Annotated in this window: 14 protein-coding genes and 1 pseudogene; 7 read left to right on the top strand and 8 right to left on the bottom strand. The window is 72.2% G+C overall.

The genetic code is table 11. From position 1 onward, the window contains the following. Nucleotides 1-33: 33 nt before the first annotated feature. Nucleotides 34-909, bottom strand: a complete 876-nt coding sequence (locus QFW77_RS12160; protein WP_280574992.1) for a M15 family metallopeptidase — start codon at nucleotides 907-909, stop codon at nucleotides 34-36. 102 nt (nucleotides 910-1011) lie between these two features. Here QFW77_RS12160 and QFW77_RS12155 point away from each other — a divergent pair, with 102 nt between their 5' ends. Together QFW77_RS12155 and QFW77_RS12150 are read left to right on the top strand one after the other, a co-directional pair. Next, entirely contained in the window at nucleotides 1012-1902 is an 891-nt protein-coding gene (locus tag QFW77_RS12155; protein WP_280574991.1) for a hypothetical protein, read from the top strand. 162 nt (nucleotides 1903-2064) lie between these two features. Next, nucleotides 2065-2766: an alpha/beta fold hydrolase gene (locus QFW77_RS12150; protein ID WP_280574990.1), complete on the top strand. Its 702-nt coding sequence runs from the start codon at nucleotides 2065-2067 to the stop codon at nucleotides 2764-2766. Nucleotides 2767-2772: 6 nt separating this feature from the next. Here the strand turns inward: QFW77_RS12150 and QFW77_RS12145 are convergent, their stop codons facing one another. After that, nucleotides 2773-3582: a spermine/spermidine synthase domain-containing protein gene (locus QFW77_RS12145; protein ID WP_280574988.1), complete on the bottom strand. Its 810-nt coding sequence runs from the start codon at nucleotides 3580-3582 to the stop codon at nucleotides 2773-2775. A 217-nt stretch (nucleotides 3583-3799) separates the two neighbouring features. On the opposite strand from QFW77_RS12145, the gene QFW77_RS12140 reads away from it, so the two are divergent. The 4 genes from QFW77_RS12140 (at nucleotide 3800) to QFW77_RS12125 (ending at nucleotide 8073) form a co-directional block, all read left to right on the top strand. Beyond that, the gene (locus tag QFW77_RS12140; RefSeq protein WP_280574986.1) at nucleotides 3800-4858 is read left to right on the top strand and encodes a tetratricopeptide repeat protein; all 1059 of its coding nucleotides are present in this window, start codon (nucleotides 3800-3802) and stop codon (nucleotides 4856-4858) included. A gap of 103 nt (nucleotides 4859-4961) precedes the next feature. Continuing rightward, nucleotides 4962-5813, top strand: a complete 852-nt coding sequence (locus QFW77_RS12135) for an N-formylglutamate amidohydrolase (protein WP_280574984.1) — start codon at nucleotides 4962-4964, stop codon at nucleotides 5811-5813. Further along, nucleotides 5804-7003, top strand: a complete 1200-nt coding sequence (locus QFW77_RS12130; protein ID WP_280574982.1) for a peptidase MATCAP family protein — start codon at nucleotides 5804-5806, stop codon at nucleotides 7001-7003. The genes QFW77_RS12135 and QFW77_RS12130 overlap by 10 nt, the downstream gene beginning before the upstream one ends. Then, on the top strand, nucleotides 7000-8073 hold the full coding sequence (locus QFW77_RS12125; RefSeq protein WP_280574981.1) for an ATP-grasp domain-containing protein: 1074 nt from the start codon (nucleotides 7000-7002) through the stop codon (nucleotides 8071-8073). Before QFW77_RS12130 ends, QFW77_RS12125 begins: the two co-directional genes overlap by 4 nt. A 9-nt stretch (nucleotides 8074-8082) precedes the next feature. Here the strand turns inward: QFW77_RS12125 and QFW77_RS12120 are convergent, their stop codons facing one another. The 6 genes and pseudogenes from QFW77_RS12120 to QFW77_RS12095 all read right to left on the bottom strand — a co-directional run bounded on the left by QFW77_RS12120 (nucleotide 8083) and on the right by QFW77_RS12095 (nucleotide 16677). Then, entirely contained in the window at nucleotides 8083-11037 is a 2955-nt protein-coding gene (locus tag QFW77_RS12120) for a bifunctional diguanylate cyclase/phosphodiesterase (protein ID WP_280574980.1), read from the bottom strand. A 178-nt stretch (nucleotides 11038-11215) separates the two neighbouring features. Next, a complete protein-coding gene (locus tag QFW77_RS12115) occupies nucleotides 11216-12133 on the bottom strand; it encodes a DUF4097 family beta strand repeat-containing protein (protein WP_280574979.1) in 918 nt (305 codons plus the stop codon). Nucleotides 12134-12146: 13 nt separating this feature from the next. Continuing rightward, nucleotides 12147-12668, bottom strand: coding sequence for a hypothetical protein (locus QFW77_RS12110; protein WP_280574978.1), 522 nt, complete (start codon nucleotides 12666-12668; stop codon nucleotides 12147-12149). Then, a complete protein-coding gene (locus tag QFW77_RS12105; RefSeq protein ID WP_280575014.1) occupies nucleotides 12665-13252 on the bottom strand; it encodes an RNA polymerase sigma factor in 588 nt (195 codons plus the stop codon). The genes QFW77_RS12110 and QFW77_RS12105 overlap by 4 nt, the downstream gene beginning before the upstream one ends. Before the next feature lie 85 nt (nucleotides 13253-13337). After that, entirely contained in the window at nucleotides 13338-15782 is a 2445-nt protein-coding gene (locus QFW77_RS12100) for a vitamin K epoxide reductase family protein (protein ID WP_280575012.1), read from the bottom strand. Between the two features lie 177 nt (nucleotides 15783-15959). Then, nucleotides 15960-16677, bottom strand: a pseudogene (locus QFW77_RS12095) (glutathione S-transferase). A gap of 127 nt (nucleotides 16678-16804) precedes the next feature. On the opposite strand from QFW77_RS12095, the gene QFW77_RS12090 reads away from it, so the two are divergent. Further along, the gene (locus tag QFW77_RS12090; protein ID WP_280574977.1) at nucleotides 16805-18181 is read left to right on the top strand and encodes a mechanosensitive ion channel domain-containing protein; all 1377 of its coding nucleotides are present in this window, start codon (nucleotides 16805-16807) and stop codon (nucleotides 18179-18181) included. Nucleotides 18182-18187 lie beyond the last annotated feature (6 nt).

Raw genomic sequence — 18187 nt, 5'->3', positions numbered from 1 at the left:
GACGGGGAAGATAGCAGGACTGGGCGGTCCATATCACCTGCCGGGCGCATCTTGGCGGCGCCTGGCGCGCTTGGCCCGGGTGCATTCCTCGCCCATCTCCACGTGCACGTAGTCCTTCAGGCTGCGCCAGTTTCCGCCCCAGACCAGCCCGGCCTGGACCGCCAGCTCGCCATAGAGGAAATACGCGCGCCTGGTCCAGGCGTCGCCCATGTCCCACTGCAGCTTGCCCCGGCGCATCGGCGCGCTGTCCAGGGCCAGGCCGTACTGGTGGCAGCTCGACCACGCCCCGGCGTTGGTGGCCCGGCCGCCGCGCATCAGCTCGGCCTGCCGCTCCGGGCTGCGGTAGCCCTCGACCAGGACCATCTCGATGCCGTACTGATCGCGCATCACCCGGTAGATCGCCAGCACCCGCTGTTGCAGGTCCGGACTGAGGCGGTCCCACTTGCGGTCGGCAGTCACGATCTCGGGCTTGACCCGGCGCACCTCGGCAGTGGTGAAGACCGCCGGCGGCGGCGGCGGCGGCGGCACCAGGCGCTCGCCGCGCAACAGCTCGGCGATCGCGGTCCGCGATTGCGACAGGTCCTGGCTGGAGAACCCCTCGAGCACCACGCGCTGGCGCAATGCCAGGATCAGCAGCGGCGGCACGCACAGCAGCGCGATGGCCACGCCGAGCACCAGCCGGTGCCGGGACAACGCGCCCAGTGCCCCCGCCCCGACGGCCCGCACGCTGCGCCCGGTCCCGCCGACACCGCCGGCGACGCGGCGGCCGCCGCGTCGTGCACGGTCGCCGCCACGGCGCAGCAGCCGCCCCATCCACGCCGCGACCCTTTCGCCGCTTTCGGGAAACATCAGTAGCCACAGCAACGCGCAGACCGCGGCGAATCCCAGCGCCAGCCACAGCACGATCATGCGCGGCGCGGTCCGCCGGCGGCCATTGACGCTCGGGGGACACCGGCTAGAATGCGCGAAAGGACTGTCCCCGGCCCTGGCCGGACAAGAGCGGGATTGCACTTGAGCACTGGCGAATTCAAGCGTCCCAGCCTGGTCGCAGGCACCGACCGCCGCCCGGCAGACGCCCGGCCGCCCGGACGGATCCTCGCCGACATGGAAAACCGCAAGCCGCCGAAGGCGGCGGCGCTTCCATCGCGCAGGCCGTGGCTGTGGGTGGTGATGCTGGCCGGCGCCATCCTGGTCATCCTTCTCGTCCTGCAGATCCCGGCGCGGCTGGGCGCGCCGACCGCCGGTGATTCCGCTCCCGGGCGCGAGACTGTCGGTCAAAGCGCCCCCGAGACGCAAGCGCCGGCGGTGGACCGTGCCGGTACCATCGAACGCCGCGAGGCGGCACTGATCGTGGACGAGCGCGCAAACGATGGCCGCACCCGGGATGAAGCCGCCGGCGACGCCGCCGCGGCGGAAAGCCGTGCGGCGCTCGCCGGCATCGCCGCGGTGGAATCGCCCGACGGCGGCACCACCGCGGAGCGCCCGTCCGCGGTCGACGCAGGCGCCGCGCCGCGGCGTTCGCAGCCCGGAAGCGCGCGCGTCCAGAACACCGGCGGCGGAGCGGCGCGCACCGCCGCCGCGCAACCGTCCGCCGAAACCGACCTGATCTCCACGCTGCTGCGGATCATCCAGCAGGATCCGCCGGCGGGCAGCCAGCACGAATCGATGGATGCGCTGGTAGCCCAGGTCCAGGCCCAGGATCAGCGCGACCAGGCCGAAACCACGCAGGCGCTCGCGTCGCTGGGTGGAGGCCGCGAAGCGCCGGAGCAGCCGGCGCGGTCGCCGGTGGTCCAGGACAAGCTGCGCGCCTGCCCGAAGGCCAACACCCTCGCCGGCATCGAGTGCCGCAGCCGCGTATGCGCGCAGCACGCCGGCGAGGATGCCGCCTGCCCGACCCGCTGACGACAACGCCGCACCGCGCCAGCGGTCCGGATCCGGGCGGGTGGCGTGTGCCGGGGTGCCCCTTCGTACAGTTCCACTTCCCCGCACCGCGGCCCAGGGTGGAGCCGCCATGCCGGTTTCCGGCAAACCCGCCGGCCGGCGCTTCGGCAACGGGAGGGAACCATGTCCATGAATCCAGCCAGGTGCTGCCTGGCCGCACTGCTGCCGTTGGCGTTCGCGCCGGCGGCCTGGTCCGCGTGCCGCGACCCGGTGGTCTTGGTCCACGGCAACACCGGCACGCCTTCGCAGTTCGACGCCACCCGCCAGGAACTGCTGGCGCGCGGCTATTCCGCAGGCGAGATCTTCGCCCCGGCCTGGGGCAGCGCCAGTTGCGCGGCCTGCAACGATCACGACGGCAGCGAGGAAACGCCGGTGCTGGACGCCATGGTCGAGGCGATCGCCGGTTCCTGCAGCGGGCGCATCGACGTGATCGGGCATTCGATGGGGGCGACGCTCGCCGCCCGCCAGATCGCCGACAACGGCCTGGCCGGTGACGTCGACGCGTTCGTGGGCATCGCCGGCGCGTTCCGCGGGCTGTGGTCCTGCGGTACCTGGCCCTGGGCGGTCGCGACCAGTACCTGCGGCCGGTGGGGACTGTCGGTGTCGAGCCCGTTCCTCGACGGGCTGTACGGGTCGCGCTTCGGCAGCCGCGTGTATTCGATCAAGTCCTGGTACGACCAGGTGGTCTGCTACGGCGGCGCGTGTACCGTCGGCGGGATCCATTCCTCATCGATCTGGAACGAGGACGCCAGCTACAGCTACGCCTACGGCCACTTCGGCCTGCTCGGCCAGACCGCGTCCCGGCAGGCGAACCTGATCCAGTAGCGGCGCTCAGGCTCCGAGCGCCCGGGCGACCCGGGCGAACACCGGTGCCAGCTCCGCGCGCGCCGCGGCCGGCAGCGCCTCGAGGGCGCGCTGCGGGTCGGGCGCGCGCGTCGCTGGCGCCGCCGCGGTCCAGGCCAGGGCCACGCGGTTGCTCATGTTGGCCTCCCCGACGACCAGTACGCGTCCTGCGCCGAAACTGCGGCGCAGGCGTGCCAGGTGCGCCTCCGCATCGGCGCAGAACAGGTTGAACGCGGCCACCCCCCCGTCGGCGAGCGCGCCGCGGCAGTCGTCGTAGAACCGCTGGGTGGACAGCGGCGGGGGAATGCCGGTCTCGTCGTAGCCGTCGACCAGCAGCAGCCCGTAGCGCCCGCGCCGGCCTTGCAGGAACCGCGCGCCGTCGTCCAGGAACACCTGCAGCCGCGCGTCGTCCGCGGGAATGCCGAAGCGATCGCGCAGCCGGATCACGTGGGGATTGTTCTCCACCACCTCGATCCGCGCCTGGGCCAGGTGGCGATAGCAGAACTTGGCCTGCGATCCACCGCCCAGCCCGATCATGCCGATCGTGTCCGGCCGCGGCTGGAGCAGCAACGCTCCGAGCATGGTGCGGGTGTAGTCGATCAACAGCACGTCGGGTGCGTCGGTCAGCATCCGGCTCTGGGTCTGCCGGCGCGTGAACTGCAGCGAGGTGTAGCGGCCGTAGCGGCGCACGAAGGGTTTGCGCAGGCGCTTGCCCGCCGCGTCGCGGGCAGCGGGGCCGAGTCGCGGCAACAGCGCGCGCAGCCATGCGCGCCAGCCTCCACCCGTTCCGTCCGCCATGTCCTGCTCGTTTCGCCTGCCTGCAAGGGCGGGCAAGCGTAGCGCAGCCGCGGGCCATCGTCATGGTATGCAGTCTCTGCGCTTTCGGCGCCGGCGCCGACGCGCGGCGGCGCGGGGCCGACGGACCGCATGGGAGCGATGCGAAACCCGCGCCGCCCCACCGAAAAAGGAGTAGGCTCGATCCAGGAGACGGTCCTCGCCGCACGGAGGTTGTCCCATGATGCAACTGGCCCTGGCGGCGCTGCTCGCCCTGCCCATCCCTCTACCCGACAGCACCCCGCCGAGCCATGCGCAGGTGCTGGAGATCCCGCCGGAGCTGCGCGCGCAACTGCACCAGCGGGTCCCGGGCTCGGTGGCACCTGGTGCGCGGCGGCTCGAGCTGCTCGTCGAGTTCGTGTTCTCCGCGGACGGCCTGGCGCTGGAATACGGCAATTCCACGACCCATACCGTCGCCGATGCCTGGCGCACCCGCCAGGTCAACTGCCTGTCGTTCGCGCTGCTGTTCACGGGGCTGGCGCGCGAGGTCGGCCTCGACGCCTATGTGCAGGAGATCGACCAGGTGCTGGCCTGGCACCAGCAGGGCGGGATCGTCTACAACTCCAGCCACGTCAACGTAGGCGTGCGCTTCGGGCAGCGCCGCAAGACCGTCGACGTCAGCCGGGCCGAAGTGATGGCGCGGCACCGCCCCGAGCAGGTCGCGGACGAACGCGCCCTCGCCCACTTCTACAACAATCGCGGCGCCGAACTCATGGCCGCCGGCGACTCGGTCGCCGCCAGGAGGCACATGGAGGAGGCGATCGCGCTCGATCCACGCTACGCCACCAGCTGGAACAACCTGGGCGTGCTGCGCATGCGCAGCGACGATGCCATCGGGGCCGAAGCGGCCTACCGCGAGGCGCTGGCGCTCGACCCCACCCACGCGTCCGCCCTGTTCAACATCGTCGGGCTGTTCCGGCGCGCCGGCGACGAGGCCAACGCCATGCACTTCCAGCGGCGGCTGGAGCGCGCCCAGCTGGCCGACCCGTTCCACCAGTTCCTGCTCGGCACCCAGTACGAGGGGCGCGGCGAGTACGAACGTGCGGTCGAGCACTACCGCCGTGCGATCCGCCTGCATGGCGACGAGCACCGCTTCCACTTCGCCCTGGCCCGGACCTGGCTGCTGATGGGCGAGCGGCGGCGGGCCGGCCGCGCCCTGGCGCGCGCGCGCGAACTGGGCGACGACGACAGCCGCGCCCTGTACCAGGCGAAGCTGGACCGGCTGCGCCAGGACCGCTGACCGCCCGCCGGCTCCTCACCCGGCCCTCACCTTGCCGAATGCGGCTTGAGCGCGCCGCCGCGCGCTCACGAACGTCTCATGCGGGCGGTGGGAGCATTCCCGCATGGATGACGTACACGACGCCGCCCGCGGCCACTTCACCCTCTCCCCCCGCCTGACTGAGATCGACCCCAGCCCGCATTGGGACCTGGTATTGGGCGAAGGCCCGATCCTGGCGGTGGCCTTGCACGACGGTCACGCCATGCGCGAATCGCTGCGGCCGCACCTCGCCTTCGACGACGCCCAGCTGCGTCGCGACGAGGATCCGCTCACCGGCCTGTTCACGGACGTCGGCGACAGCCGCCTGTGCGTGCGCACATCGCGCTTCGAGGTGGACCTCAACCGTCCACGCGAAAAGGCCCTGTCCGCCGATCCGGAAGATACCTGGGGCCTGCGGATCTGGCGCGGCCCGCTGCCGCGCGAGGAGCTGGAGCGGTCGCTGGCGATCTACGATGCCTTCTACGCGACGGTGCACGCGCTGGTGGAGCAGCTGCTGGCGCGCTGGGGATGCGCGCTGCTGCTGGACATCCACAGCTACAACCACCGCCGCGACGGCGCCGACTTGCCGCCCGCTCCGCAAGAGGGCAATCCCGACATCGAACTGGGGGTGACCACAGCCGACCATGCCCGTTGGGGCGCCGTGCTCGCGCGCCTGGGCGACGTGCTGCGGGCCTCGCCGGTGGCCGGGCGGCCGCCCGACGTGCGGGAGAACGTGCGCTACCCGACCGGCGGGCACTTCCCAGAATCGCTGTATGCGCGCTTCGGCGAGCGGCTGTGTGTGATCTCGCCGGAATTCAAGAAGATCTACATGGACGAGTGGACCGGCCAGGCCGACCTGTCCGTGCTGGACGATCTGCGCGCAGGCTGGCGCCGCGCGGTGGCGGAGGTGCGGCCGGAGTTCCTCGCATGTCGCTGAGCGCAGGGCGCGGCGCGGTACGCGAGCTGCCGCCGGTGGCGGCGCGCGTCGACGACGCGCTGGCCCGGCTCGACGCGAAGATCGACTGGCTGCTGGCGCTGTCGCCGATCGGCAACGCTGCCCTTTGGGAGAGCTTCGAGGCCAGCGGCCGCACCGCGGTCCCGCCGCTGAGCTACATCGATCTGGACCTCGACCTGCACCAGACCCGGCAGGAGCTGTTGGCGCTGCCGATCGAGGAGATCGAATCGCCGCTGCTGTCCGGGCTGCTCGCCGAGAAGCAGAGGGAACTGGACCGGATGCTCGAACTGGTCCGCCTCCGCGACACCGACGGCTTCGTCAACGCCAGCCTCGACCTGTTCGGCGGCGTCGATCCGGCACTGTCGGAACTGGCGCGCGGGATCCTGCAGGACGTGGGGCCGGGGGCGCCCCTCGAGGCCGATACCGGCATCGACGAGATCCTCGAAGCGGTCAACGCCGAGATGGACTGGTACCGCGAGCGCGCGCCCGACTTCCACGCCGACGTGGTGGTCGATACCGACCTCAATTCGATGATGATGGTCTCGCATGGCACCTTCTATGTCGACGGCAACCTGCGGCTGCCGGCGGCGCGGGTGCAGCCCCTGCTGCAGCACGAGATCGGCACCCACGTGGTCACCCGGCACAACGGCCATCGCCAGGCCCTGACCCAGTTGGAGGTCGGCCTGGCGCACTACGACGCGCTGCAGGAGGGCCTGGGCGTGCTCGCCGAATACCTCGCCGGATACCTTCCGGGCGAACGCCTGCGGGTGCTGGCCGCGCGGGTGCTGGCCACCGAGATGGCGGTGAACGGCCAGGGCGTGCCGGCGATCTTCGACGTGCTGCACGAAACCCATGGCCTGCCCACCGACGACGCCTTCGACGTGGCGGTGCGGGCGCTGCGCGGCGGCGGGCTCACCAAGGACGCGGTCTACCTCGGCGGCCTGTGCGAGCTGGTCGAGTACCTGCACGCCGGCGGCGACTTCGAGCCCCTGTTCGTCGGCAAGTTCGCGCTCACCCACCGCAAGGTGCTCGACCAACTGCTCGACGAAGGCTGGGTGGCGCCGCCAGACCTCTTGCCCCGCTACACCACGCTGCCGGATTTCCCGGAGCGCCTCTCCGCCTGCCGCACCCTTCCGGTCGGCGCCCTCTGCCACAAGGAACCCGCCACATGAGCGACCCGCGCCGCGGTCCGCCGATCAAGCTCGGCTTCGTCATCAACGACATCGCCACCGAACGCAACAACTACACCACCATCCGCCTGGCGCGGATCGCGGTCGCCCGCGGCCACTCGGTGGCGCTGATCGGGCTGGCCGACTTCATCTACGACTCGGACGGCACCGTACGCGCGCACGCCCATGTCCCCCGCCACGACAGCTACCAGGACGACGACGCGCTGCTGGCCGACCTGCAGGGGGAAGAGGCCCAGGTTCAACGGATCTGCGTGGACGAGCTGGACGTGCTGATGCTGCGCAGCGATCCCGCCGAGGAGATCAACGAGCGCCCCTGGGCACCGAACAGCGGGCTGCTGTTCGCGCAGCTGGCGGCGCTCAAGCACGTGATCGTGCTCAACGATCCGACCCATCTGACCGATGCGTCGAACAAGACCTATTTCCAGCATTTCCCCGAGGAGGTGCGGCCGGTGACCTGCATCAGCCGGGACCCGGACGAGATCAAGGCCTTCATCGCCGAGCACGACGGGCACGGGGTCATCAAGCCGCTGCAAGGCTCCGGGGGCCAGGGGGTGTTCGTGGTGACCCCGGAGAGCGACGCCAACCTCAACCAGATGATCGACGCGGTGACCCGCGACGGCTACGCGATCGTCCAGGAATACCTGCCGGAGGCCAGCAAGGGCGACCTGCGACTGCTCACCCTCAACGGGCGTCCGCTGCAGGTCGAGGGCCAGTACGCCTGCTTCCGCCGCTACAACGACAGCGGCGATGCCCGCAGCAACATCAAGGCGGGCGGCAAGATCGAGATGGCGGTCCCGGACGAGAGCGCGTTGCGCCTGGCGGAGATCGTCGCCCCCAAGCTGATCCGCGACGGCATGTATCTGGCCGGACTCGACATCGTCGCCGACAAGCTGATGGAGATCAACGTCGACACGCCGGGTGGCATCAACATGGCCGAGGAACTCACCGGGGTCGATTTCAGCAGCCACATCGTCGCCGATCTGGAGCGCAAGGTGCGGTTGCGCGACCAGTACAACCGCACGCTCAGCAACGTCGAGCTGGCGATGATGTGAGGCGCCGGCTCAGCGCCCCTGCGCGTCGCCGATCCGCCCCTGGCCGCGGCCCGCGCCCAGCGCCGCGAACGTCTCTTCGAACGGCCGGGGCCGGTCGAACAGGAACCCCTGCGCCTGATCGCAGCCGTTCTCGCGCAGCCAGCGATGCTGGCCCTCGTGCTCCACGCCCTCGGCGACGATGGTGAGCCCCACGCTGTGGCCCAGCGCGATCAGCGCCCGGCAGATCGCCGCGCTGCGGGCGTCGACGTCGACCCTGGCCACGAACATCCGGTCGAGCTTGAGCGTATCCACGGGGAGGTCGTTGAGATACGACATGCTCGAATAGCCGGTCCCGAAGTCGTCCAGGGCCACCCGCACCCCCTGGCGCTGCAGGCGGCGCAGCGTGTCCATGGCCTGTTCCGGCCGCTCCAGCAGCACGCTCTCGGTCAGTTCCACGTGCAGCGCCCCGCGCCGTAGAGCGAATTCGTCGGCCAGCCGTTCGATCTCGCCGGCCAGGTCGCGGCGGTCGAACTGGCCGGCCGAGACGTTCACCGCCACCGCGATGTCGCCCCGGCCCTCGGCCGCCAGCCGCGCCGCGGTGGCGGCGGCCTCGCGCAGGACCCAGCGGCCGAGCTCGACGATCAGGCCGGAACGCTCGCACAGGGGAATGAACGACAGCGGCGGCACGAAGCCCCCGTCGGGCTGCGGCCAGCGCAGCAGGCATTCGATCGCCACCGCGGCGCTGTCCCGGAGCTGGCGGATCGGCTGGAAATGCAGGCGAAACTCGTGCCGCTCGATCGCACGCCGCAGCCGGGCGGTCATCGCCAGGCGCTGGCCGACCTCCTCCGACATCGCCGGGACGTAGCGCGCGACCTCGGTGCCGCCCCGCTCCACCAGGTGCGCGGCCAGCGCCGCGTTGCCGATCACCTTGTCGGCGCGCTCGCCGTCGGCCGGATGGCGCGCCACGCCGATCCGCGCTTCGAGATGATGGACGGTCGCCCCGCCACGCACCGGCTCGGCCAGCGAGGCGCACAGTTCGTTCAGGGCGCGCTCCTGGCCGCCTTCGCCGCGGACCGCCAGCACGAACGTACCCGGCGGCAGGTGTGCGGCCAGGCCGTAGCGGCGCGCCAGCCAGTCCAGCCGCTCGGCGACCGCGCGCACGATCGCGTCGGAGGCCTCGCGGCCGAGGGTGTCGCGGATCAGGTCCAGCCCGGGGAACTGGACACTGAAGATCTCGTAGCCCTCGCCCGGCTCCAGGTCCAGCCGTTCCGCCAGCGCGGTGAGCGTGAGCAGGCCGGTGTGGTCGTCGTGGGTGGCGCGGTACGCCAGGGTCCGCTCCCAGGCCATCCGCCGGCTGACGTCCTCGGCCAGCACCAGCAGCGCCTCGCGCCCCTGGAACTCGATCGCCGCGCTGTGCGTGCACACCTCGATCCTGGTGCCGTCGCGCTTGCGGTGGGTACGGATCTGCGAATCGCCGTAGGCATCGCACAGCGCCACCGCCGGCGCAGTGGGGGCCTCCGCAGGGACTTCGATGTCGGCCAGCGACATCTCCAGGAACCGGCCCCGCGGGTAACCGTAGTGGGCGATCGCCGCCTCGTTCACCTCGACGAACCGCTTGCTGGTCGCGTCCAGCACCCAGAACGGCAGCGGATTGCGCTCGAACATCAGCCGGAACTGCCGTTCCGCATCGGCCAGCGCCAGCTGCGCCTGCATGCGCCCGGTGATGTCGACCACCGTGCCGGTGAGCCGCGGGATGCCGTCCGGGCCCGCGGTCACCGCGCCATGGCTCGCGATCCAGCGCACCGAACCGTCCGGACGCAGGACGCGGTAATCGGCACCGAGCGGGTCGCCGCCTTCCCGCGCCTCGGAGAACAGGCCCGCCACCCGGGCGCGGTCCTCGGGGTGGACCATGTCCAGGAATTCGTCGACGCCGATCTCGCGACGATCGGCCGGGAGCCCGACGATCTCGGCCACCTGTTCCTCCCACACCAGCGTCCGCGAATCCCGCGCCAGCTCCCAGCTGCCGGTACCGCCCAGCCGCTGCGCCCGGCGCAGCCGGCCGGTTCCTTCGCGCAGTTCGTGCAACAGCGTGGCCTGGGTACGGTCGGCGCGGCGCATGGTGCCCACCAGCACCAGCAGGCCAAGCCAGTAGCCTGCGTAGGAGGCCAGCGCCCACCCCGCGAACGGCCGCCAGGCGGCCAGCACCTCGCGTTCGGCCAGGCCCACGGCGACCGCCAGCGGGTAGCCGTCGAAGGCGCGCCGCGCGACGATGCGCGGGACGCCGTCGGGACGGGTTTCGCCGCGCAGGGTCGCCCCGGAGCGCAGCAGCTCCGCGCTCGCGTAGCCGGCCATGTAGGTGCCGACATGGCGCTGGGGGTCGAGATCCTGGGCGAGGATCCTGCCGTCGTGGTCGAGCAGCATCGCCACGCCGCGCTCGCCGCTGTCCAGGCCGCTCACCGCCCGCTGCAGTTCCGCGCTTCGCAGCCGCGCGAGGATCCAGCGATCGTCGCGCATCGGCAGCGCCAGCGGCAGCAGCCACTCGTCGTGAGGCCCCCGCTCCATGTGGCCGAAGCGCAACGCGCTGCCAGTGGCACGCCGGGCCTGGCCGATCCAGGCGGCGAAATCCGGGTCGCCGCGGCCGTCGGTCAGGGCACGGCCGCGCGGATCCACCAGCACGATGCTGTCCAGCTCCCCGTGCCGCGCCACAACCCCGGCGACGGCGCGGGACAGCAACCCGGGCGCCTGCCCGGGAACCGTGGCGAACAGCTGGTCCGCGTCGCCGGCGATGCCCAGCATCGCGCGCTCGAGATTGCGCATTTCGTAGCTGAGCAGGCGCTCGATACCGTAGGCCACCGCCTCCGCCCGGCGTTCGGCGGCATCCAGCCGCCGCTCGCGGTCCTGCAGCACCACGTAGGCCAGCGCGATGCCGAGCGCCACGCCCAGCAACCCGCCGGCGAGCGCGGTGACGCGCTCGGATCGGGCCACCGCGCCAACGCTTTCGGCCTCCATCCTGCTCCTGTCCTGACGGACCGGACCCCGGAAACCCGAAGCTAGCAGTGACCGCAGGTCGCGACAACTCGCGGCCGACGGCCGCATCCGCCCCACCTTCCCGCCGCCGGTGCGACGGCGGCGCGAAGATCGTCCTGGTCCGCCCGGCCGGCGCTCAACGCGCGCCGAGCGTGACCCGAACGTTTCCCGAATGCGACTGCAGCGAGATGTCGCCGTCGCCGCCGCCCAGCGTGGCGTCGAGGCTGCGGCCGGGGCCGTGCCGCCGGCGCTGCACCTGCCCGACGGAGGAGTGGATGTCGCCGCTGAAGCTGGATGCGCGCAGCTGCGCGGACGCGTTCGCGGGCAGTTCCAGGGTGATGCGGCCGCTCACCGCCTCGGCGGCGATGCGGCCTCCGGGCGCGAGCGCCTCGACCTGCATCTTCACGCTGCCGGAGACGGTTTCGGCGCGCAGCTGTTCCACCCGGCCAGCGACCAGGTCGACCGAGCCGGAGACGCTCTCGGCGGAGACGTCGCCGCCGAGCCCGCCGCCGGCGTCGACGCGGCCGCTGACCGTGCCGGCCTCGAACCTGGAGGTCGCGATCCGCGAACGGATCGAACCGCTGACGCTGCCGAGGTCGGCTTCGCCCGCGCGGCCTGCGGCGTTCAGCCCTCCGCTGACCGTGCGCGCCTGCAACCGGCGCAGGTCGACCCCGGCGATGTCGACGTCGGCGCTGACCGTAGCGACCTCCAGCTCCGCCCCCTTCGGCACGCGCAGTTCCAGCCGGGCGTCGCCGTTGTTGCGGCGACCCCGCGGGTAGACCACGTGGACCCGGACGCGGTTGCGGCTCGCGTCCACCTCCAGGCGCAGACCCTCGCCGAGCGTCCCGACGACGGTCACCTCGTCGCGGTCCCAGCCCTGGACGCGGATCGCGCCGGCGACGTTCTCCACCTCGACGCGGCCACCGGGAGCCAGCGGATGGCGCTCGTCGACGGCGCTCTGGGCGAGCGCTGCGAACGGCGCACACGCGGCGAGCAGCAGCGCGAGCGCACCGAAGTTCCGGCGCGGGCGGGCCCTTGCGGCTAGGATATCCATGGTCGTTCTCCTGTCAGGTTGTCAGGCCGGCGGCGTCGAGCGCCGCGCGGCGGGTGAGCTGCAGCCGCTGCGCGTAGGTGCGCTGCAGCTGATCGAGCAGATACCGCGAGCCGGGCGCTTCCCGGATCGCGACGAAGATGCTGGCCGCGCTATGGTCGAGTTCGGCGAGCGCCGGCTGCAGCTCGGCGGGGATCTCCTCAGCCGGCACCGACGCCAGCGCCGCGCGGTACTCGCCGCGCATGCGTTCTGCCTGCTGCACCGTGGCCAGGGACGCTGCGGGCAGCCGCGCCTGCCGCGGCGACAGCACCGATACCAGCAGCAACGCCAGCGAGGCCGCGGCCGCAAGGCCGGCGACCGCCCGCCAGCGGCCGGACATGCGGTCGCTTCCGCGCGGCGCCCGGGGAAGCGGCGCGGCCCCGATCCGCGCCTCGACCCGGGCCCAGGCGCGCGCCGGCGGCACCATCTCGCGCGGCAGGCTGCGCAGACGCCGCCCCAGCTCTTCGTCGCGTCGATCGCGCTCGTCGTGCTCGTTCATCGTGACTCTCCAAGCCGCTGCCGCAGCAGGCCGCGGGCGCGGTGCAGCTGCGCCTTCGAACTACCCACCGCCATGCCGAGCTCCTCGGCGATCTCGTGGTGCTTCCAGCCTTCGATATCGTGCAACACCAGCACCGCGCGGGCACGCGGCGGCAGCGTGGCCACCGCGCGCTCCAGGTCCAGCCCGGTGCCCGCGCAGCGCGCACCCGCATCGGCCCCGGCCAGCGCCTCCAGGTCGTGCTCCCCGTTTTCGCGGTCGACCATGCCGCCGCGGGCGCGCAGTTCCATCAGCGCGGTATTGACCGCCAGCCGCTGCAGCCAGGTCGCCAGCGCGCTGTCGAAACGGAAACCGGGCAGCGCCCGCCAGGCCTTGACGAAGGTGTCCTGCAGCACGTCCTCGGCACGCTCGGCCTGGCGCCCGCAGATCCGAAAGACCAGCGCGTACAGGCGCGGGGCGTGGCGCCGGTAGATGCGCTCGTAGGCCTGGACGCTGCCGGCCGCCGCCTCCCGCGCCAGCGCGGCATCGTCCGGCGCACTCGCGTGGGCGGGTTCGGTGACCTCGACGGGCATGACGCTGCTGAGCATATCCACTTGGATGCTCCGCAGCGCGGAATGGTTTAAGCCGCCCGGCCGGACGCCGCGCCGCGTCGACGCGCGGGCGCGCCCCGCCTCAGACCAGCAGCCGGTTCCAGCCGCCGTAGCGCATCCGCACCGGGCCGCGTGGCAGGCTGAGCGCGATCAGCGCCGCCCCGCACACAAGGCTCGACCACAGCGAGGCCGCGCCGGCGCCGACGACGAACGGCACCACCAGCAACGCTGCCCCGAGCCCGATGTTCACCAGCCGCACCGGTCGCGCGACCTCGGCGAAGGCGATCACCGCCGCGGTGATGACCAGGGAACCGATCAGGTGATCCGCGTCGGCCATGGCGCCTTCGGCGCCGACCGTCAGCCTGGTGCACATCAACCACACGCCGATCGCGATGCAGGCGAGCAGGTTCCAGCGCGGCGCCACGTTTCCACCCAGGGTGTCGCGCGCCACCCGCAGCGGCCCCATGTCGAACTCGCCGGCCCTTTCGGCGGTGCGCGGGGTGTCCGCGTCGCCTTCGTCGGTGTCGCCGGTGAAGAACACCTGCAGCAGGCTGCGACCTGCGCGCCTTCGCCGCAGCAGGAACTGGCCGGTGGCGATCAGTTCGTCCAGCGAGTAGGGAATCTGCAGCAGCATCGCGGCCGCGCCGATCAGGCACAGCGTGCACCAGGTGCCGATCACGATCGGCTGGATGACGATGAAGGTGATCGAGACCACGCCCAGCGGCACGATCATGATGCCGAACGCGACCACCACCCAGGGCATGGTGCGCCAGCGCTGGCGCGAGCCGACCAGGCCGGTGATGATCTCCAGCACGTACACCATCGCGCCGAGCCCGGCGTCGGGAACCGGCCAGGCCTCGGAGACGCTCGAAGTGACGATGGCCTCGGTACCGTTCTTCGGCCCGGGCACGTCGAAGAACGGCTCCCAGACCCCGTCGGCGTGGCCGAGCTGGTAGGCCGCCATGTAGCGCGACACGATCAGCCCGAGCAGCGCCAGGGCGACGATCGGCAGGCGCTGGAGCCAGTCCGAGGGCGAATAGTCCCAGCCCGGCGGGATCACCGGGCCGGTGCGCGAGGCCACCGGCGAGATGCCGGGCGTCGGCGGCAGCGCCGCCGCCAGGCCCGTGACCAGCGCCCCGACCAGGGTGCCGTTGAGGTAGGCGGCGGCGCTGCCGGTCCAGAACACCAGCGGCGCGAACATCACCCACAGCCCCACCGCGGCCGAGATCCAGCGCAGCGGCGCCAGGCGCCACGAGGTGGTCAGCAGTCCCAGCACCAGCAGGGCGGCGCCGCTGGCCATGTCGCTCCAGACCAGCGGTCCGGCGACCTCGCCGAGCGTCGGCGGCGAGGCGAGCAGCCAGACGCCGAGCGCCGCGGTCAGGAATGGTCCCCACAGGTTGCGCCGGTGCGCCGCGCGGAACGCGGCTTCGGCCTGGCCGCGCAGGGCCTCGGGCCGCTCCACCTTCGCGGCCGCCGCTTCCAGCCACGGCGGCGGGGTGATGCCGTTGGCCTCGTACCAGCCGAGCGGGTCCCGCTTCAGCGCCGCCACCAGCGCCGGCAGGGTCTCGCGGATCGAGCGCCGCGGTTGCCACCCGAGCAGCTCGCGGGCGCGCCCGGTGTCGAGCGCGTAGTGGTCGCTGGCGATCTCGATCATGAAGGGCCGGATGAAGGGGGGCTTGCCCTTGTCGATCGCATCGGGCACCAGCGGCTCGGCCTTCTCCTGCAGCCAGGCACCGGCCTTGGCCAGCGGCGGCGGCACCCCGACCGTGGCCCAGTCCTCGCCGTGCACCAGGCCGCCGATCAGGTCCTGCAGCTCCTGATAGCCGATCGCCTCGGGTTCGCCGACCAGCAGGGTCAGCGCGTCGGGCAGTTCCCGGCGACGGTCGATGACGCGGCGGAAGGCGTCGATCATGTCGTCGCGATGGATCATCGACTGGCCGGCATCCTTGTCGCCGGCGTAGAGGAACCCCTGCATGTCGCGCTCGTAGATGCGCGCGATCTGCTGGGAGAGGGTCGGCACCGCGGTGGATTCGTCGTACAGGCCGGCCAGATGCAACAGCACGCACGGCGTATCGCCGCGTTCCTCGGCGATCACCCGCTCGGCGGCGGCCTTGGACTGCGGGTAGGCCCAGCGCGGGGCGATCGGCGCCTGCTCGTCGATACGTTCGCCCGGCGTGGCGGCCTGGTGGACCAGCATCGTGCCCGAATAGACGAACTGCTCCAGCTCCAGATCGCGCAACGCGCGCAGCAGGCGGCGGGTGCCCTCGACGTTCACCTCGTCGTAGAGCGGCCGGTGCTCGCCGCTGAAGTCGAAATAGGCGGCCAGGTGCACCACCGACGCGACCCGCCCGCCGAAACGCTGGCGGAACTCGGCGACCGCGGCCGTCACGGCTTCGTCCGAGGTCAGGTCGATCTCGATCCAGTCGCCGCCCTCGTCCGGTGTCGACACGTCCATGCCCACCACCCGGTAGTCGCCGGCCAGGGACTTGGACAGCGAGCCGCCGACGCTGCCGGCGGCGCCGGTGATCAGGACAATCGGGCGGTCGTCCGGAGGGCGTTCGGCTTGGGGATCGGGTGTGGCCAGATCGAGGCTCCGCTCGCGGGGGAATCGAGACGTATGGGTGCGCGCTGGCGCGCATCGCGGCCGCAGGGTGCCGCATCCGCAATCAAGCGCCCGTGAACCGCGCCGGGCGCGCCTCCCGGCTCAGCCGTCGAGTTCCGGGTAGTGGCGGAAGATCCCGTCCTCGTTGAACGGCAGCCGCCGCGGCGAGGCGAGGTAGCGGGCGATGCGCGGCCGCTCCGCGACTCGCGCAGCCAGCTCGGCCAGGCGCGGCAGGTCGTCCTCGACCGCCGCCAGGGTCCGCGGAAACGCATAGCGCAGCCCCTCCACCAGCTGGAACAGCGAGAGGTCGGCGTAGGAGACGCGCGCCGACCAGCCAGCGCGGCCCTTTCGGGTTGCGCATCAGCACCCGCTCGAAGTAGCCGAGGAACTTCGGGATTCGCTGTTCGCGGAACTCGCGCGCGCGACGCGCCGCCTCCGGTTTCTGGTCGCGGTACCAGGCGCCGATGCCGACGGGGTGGTGGACGTCGTGCGCCTCGGCCACGGCGTCGGCGATGGTCAGCTGCAGCTGGTGGGTCCATAGCGCCGCGCCGGGATCGCGCGCGACCAGTCCGAGACGCGGGCCGAGGTACTGCAGGATGGCGGCGACCTGCGCCACCACCAGCCCGCCCGCCTTGAGCGCCGGCAGCGCGAACGGCGGACGCGCGCCGTCGCCCTCCAGCAGGGCCGCGATCGATTCCATGCCGCCCGCCTTCTCGTGGTTGCCGACGTCGAGATACTCGGCGCCTCCCTCTTCCAGCGCCAGGCGGACGAATTCGCCGCGTCCGGGGATCCCGGGCCAGTAATACAGTTCGTAGCGCATGCCGTCCGCTCCGTGCGATCGCGGCGCGATCATCCGCCACCCTCCGTGCAGCCGCCGTGCATGGCGGCGGCTTTGCCATGACCGGCACGAGCGGCGACACTGGCGCCCCGCCCCGCCGATCGGACCGATGCCCCGACGCCTCGCCCTGCTGCTGTGCCTGGCCGGCCTCGCCCTCGCGCAGTGGGCCGGCGCGACCCCGGCGCAGTCGGCGCGGCCGCCGGCATCGATGCAGGAAGATGCCGATCCGCCGGCCGCCGATCCCGCGGTGGTGGCGGCGCTGCGCGATGCGGACCGCGCGGTGCAGGAACGCCTGGCCGCAAGGCTGGCGGTGATCCCGGGACTGGAGAAGTCGCGGGTCGAGGTCAGCGGCGGCGTGGCGACACTGCGCGGGCTGGCCGCCGACGACGCGCGCCGGCAGCTGGCCGCCACCATCGCCGAGCAGGCGCAGGATGTGGTGCTGGTCGAGAACCGGCTCGAGCTGGACACCGACGTTCGCACCCGCACCGCGCCGGTGTTCGAAGAAGCGGTCGAGCGGCTGCGCAACCTCTACTCGGCACTGCCGCTGCTGCTGGTCGCCGGCGCGATCGTCGTCGGCGCCTGGTGGGTGGGCCGCTGGCTGTCGCTGCGCCCGGGCCTGCAGCGGCGCATGCGGCGCAACCCGTTCCTGGTCGACCTCACGCGCCAGGCGATCCGCATCGGAGCGCTGCTGGCGGGGCTGGTGATCGCCCTCGACCTGCTCGACGCCGGTGCGCTGGTCGGCGCGCTGCTGGGGACCGCCGGGGTGGCCGGCATCGCGGTCGGCTTCGCCTTCCGCGACGTCGCCGAGAACTACATCGCCGGCATCCTGCTGAGCCTGCGCCAGCCCTTCGCGCCGCACGACCACGTGGTGATCGACGGTCACGAGGGCAAGGTGGCGGCGCTGACCTCGCGCGCGACCGTCCTGGTCACGCTCGACGGCAATCACCTGCGTCTGCCGAACGCGCTGGTGTTCAAGGGCGTGATGCTCAACTACTCGCGCAACCCGCAGCGCCAGTTCGCCTTCGACGTCGGGATCGCCAACGGTGCCTCGGTGTCGCACGCCCAGCGGGTCGGGCGCGAGGCGCTGGCAACCATCGAGGGAATCCTCGAGGAGCCTGCGCCGTCGGTGCTGATTCTCGAACTCGGCGATTCCACCACCGTCCTCCGGGTGACCGCCTGGATCGACCAGCGCAACACCAGCTTCGCAGCCGCGCGCAGCGAAGCGATCCGCCTGCTCAAGCGCGCGTTCCTGAAGCACCACATCGAAATGCCCGATCCCGGCTACCGGGTCGAACTGCACCAGCGCGGGCCGGGGGATCCGGTCGCGCCTGCGCCGCCGCCGTCCCGCCCAGGTGCGCCGGCACTGGAAGCCGAGGCCGGCGCCAGCGCCGACCTGCGCGCCGAGCACCACATCGACCGCCAGATCGATCGCGATCACGCCGCCACCGCGGGCAACCTGCTCGATCCCGACGCACCCCGCGAATAAGCCAAG

This window comes from Luteimonas endophytica (assembly GCF_029887875.1).
GTDB classification, from domain to species: domain Bacteria; phylum Pseudomonadota; class Gammaproteobacteria; order Xanthomonadales; family Xanthomonadaceae; genus Luteimonas; species Luteimonas endophytica.
The sequence above is the reverse complement of the archived record's forward strand: the minus strand, read 5'-3'. Positions and strand labels throughout refer to the sequence as shown.

Bases quoted from the DNA above. Each gene is read 5' to 3' on its own strand.
- QFW77_RS12160 (WP_280574992.1), bottom strand. From the start codon at position 909: ATGATCGTGCTGTGGCTGGCGCTGGGATTCGCCGCGGTCTGCGCGTTG.
- QFW77_RS12150 (WP_280574990.1), top strand. From the start codon at position 2,065: ATGTCCATGAATCCAGCCAGGTGCTGCCTGGCCGCACTGCTGCCGTTG.
- QFW77_RS12145 (WP_280574988.1), bottom strand. From the start codon at position 3,582: ATGGCGGACGGAACGGGTGGAGGCTGGCGCGCATGGCTGCGCGCGCTG.
- QFW77_RS12140 (WP_280574986.1), top strand. From the start codon at position 3,800: ATGATGCAACTGGCCCTGGCGGCGCTGCTCGCCCTGCCCATCCCTCTA.
- QFW77_RS12135 (WP_280574984.1), top strand. From the start codon at position 4,962: ATGGATGACGTACACGACGCCGCCCGCGGCCACTTCACCCTCTCCCCC.
- QFW77_RS12130 (WP_280574982.1), top strand. From the start codon at position 5,804: ATGTCGCTGAGCGCAGGGCGCGGCGCGGTACGCGAGCTGCCGCCGGTG.
- QFW77_RS12125 (WP_280574981.1), top strand. From the start codon at position 7,000: ATGAGCGACCCGCGCCGCGGTCCGCCGATCAAGCTCGGCTTCGTCATC.
- QFW77_RS12115 (WP_280574979.1), bottom strand. From the start codon at position 12,133: ATGGATATCCTAGCCGCAAGGGCCCGCCCGCGCCGGAACTTCGGTGCG.
- QFW77_RS12110 (WP_280574978.1), bottom strand. From the start codon at position 12,668: ATGAACGAGCACGACGAGCGCGATCGACGCGACGAAGAGCTGGGGCGG.
- QFW77_RS12105 (WP_280575014.1), bottom strand. From the start codon at position 13,252: ATGCTCAGCAGCGTCATGCCCGTCGAGGTCACCGAACCCGCCCACGCG.
- QFW77_RS12090 (WP_280574977.1), top strand. From the start codon at position 16,805: ATGCCCCGACGCCTCGCCCTGCTGCTGTGCCTGGCCGGCCTCGCCCTC.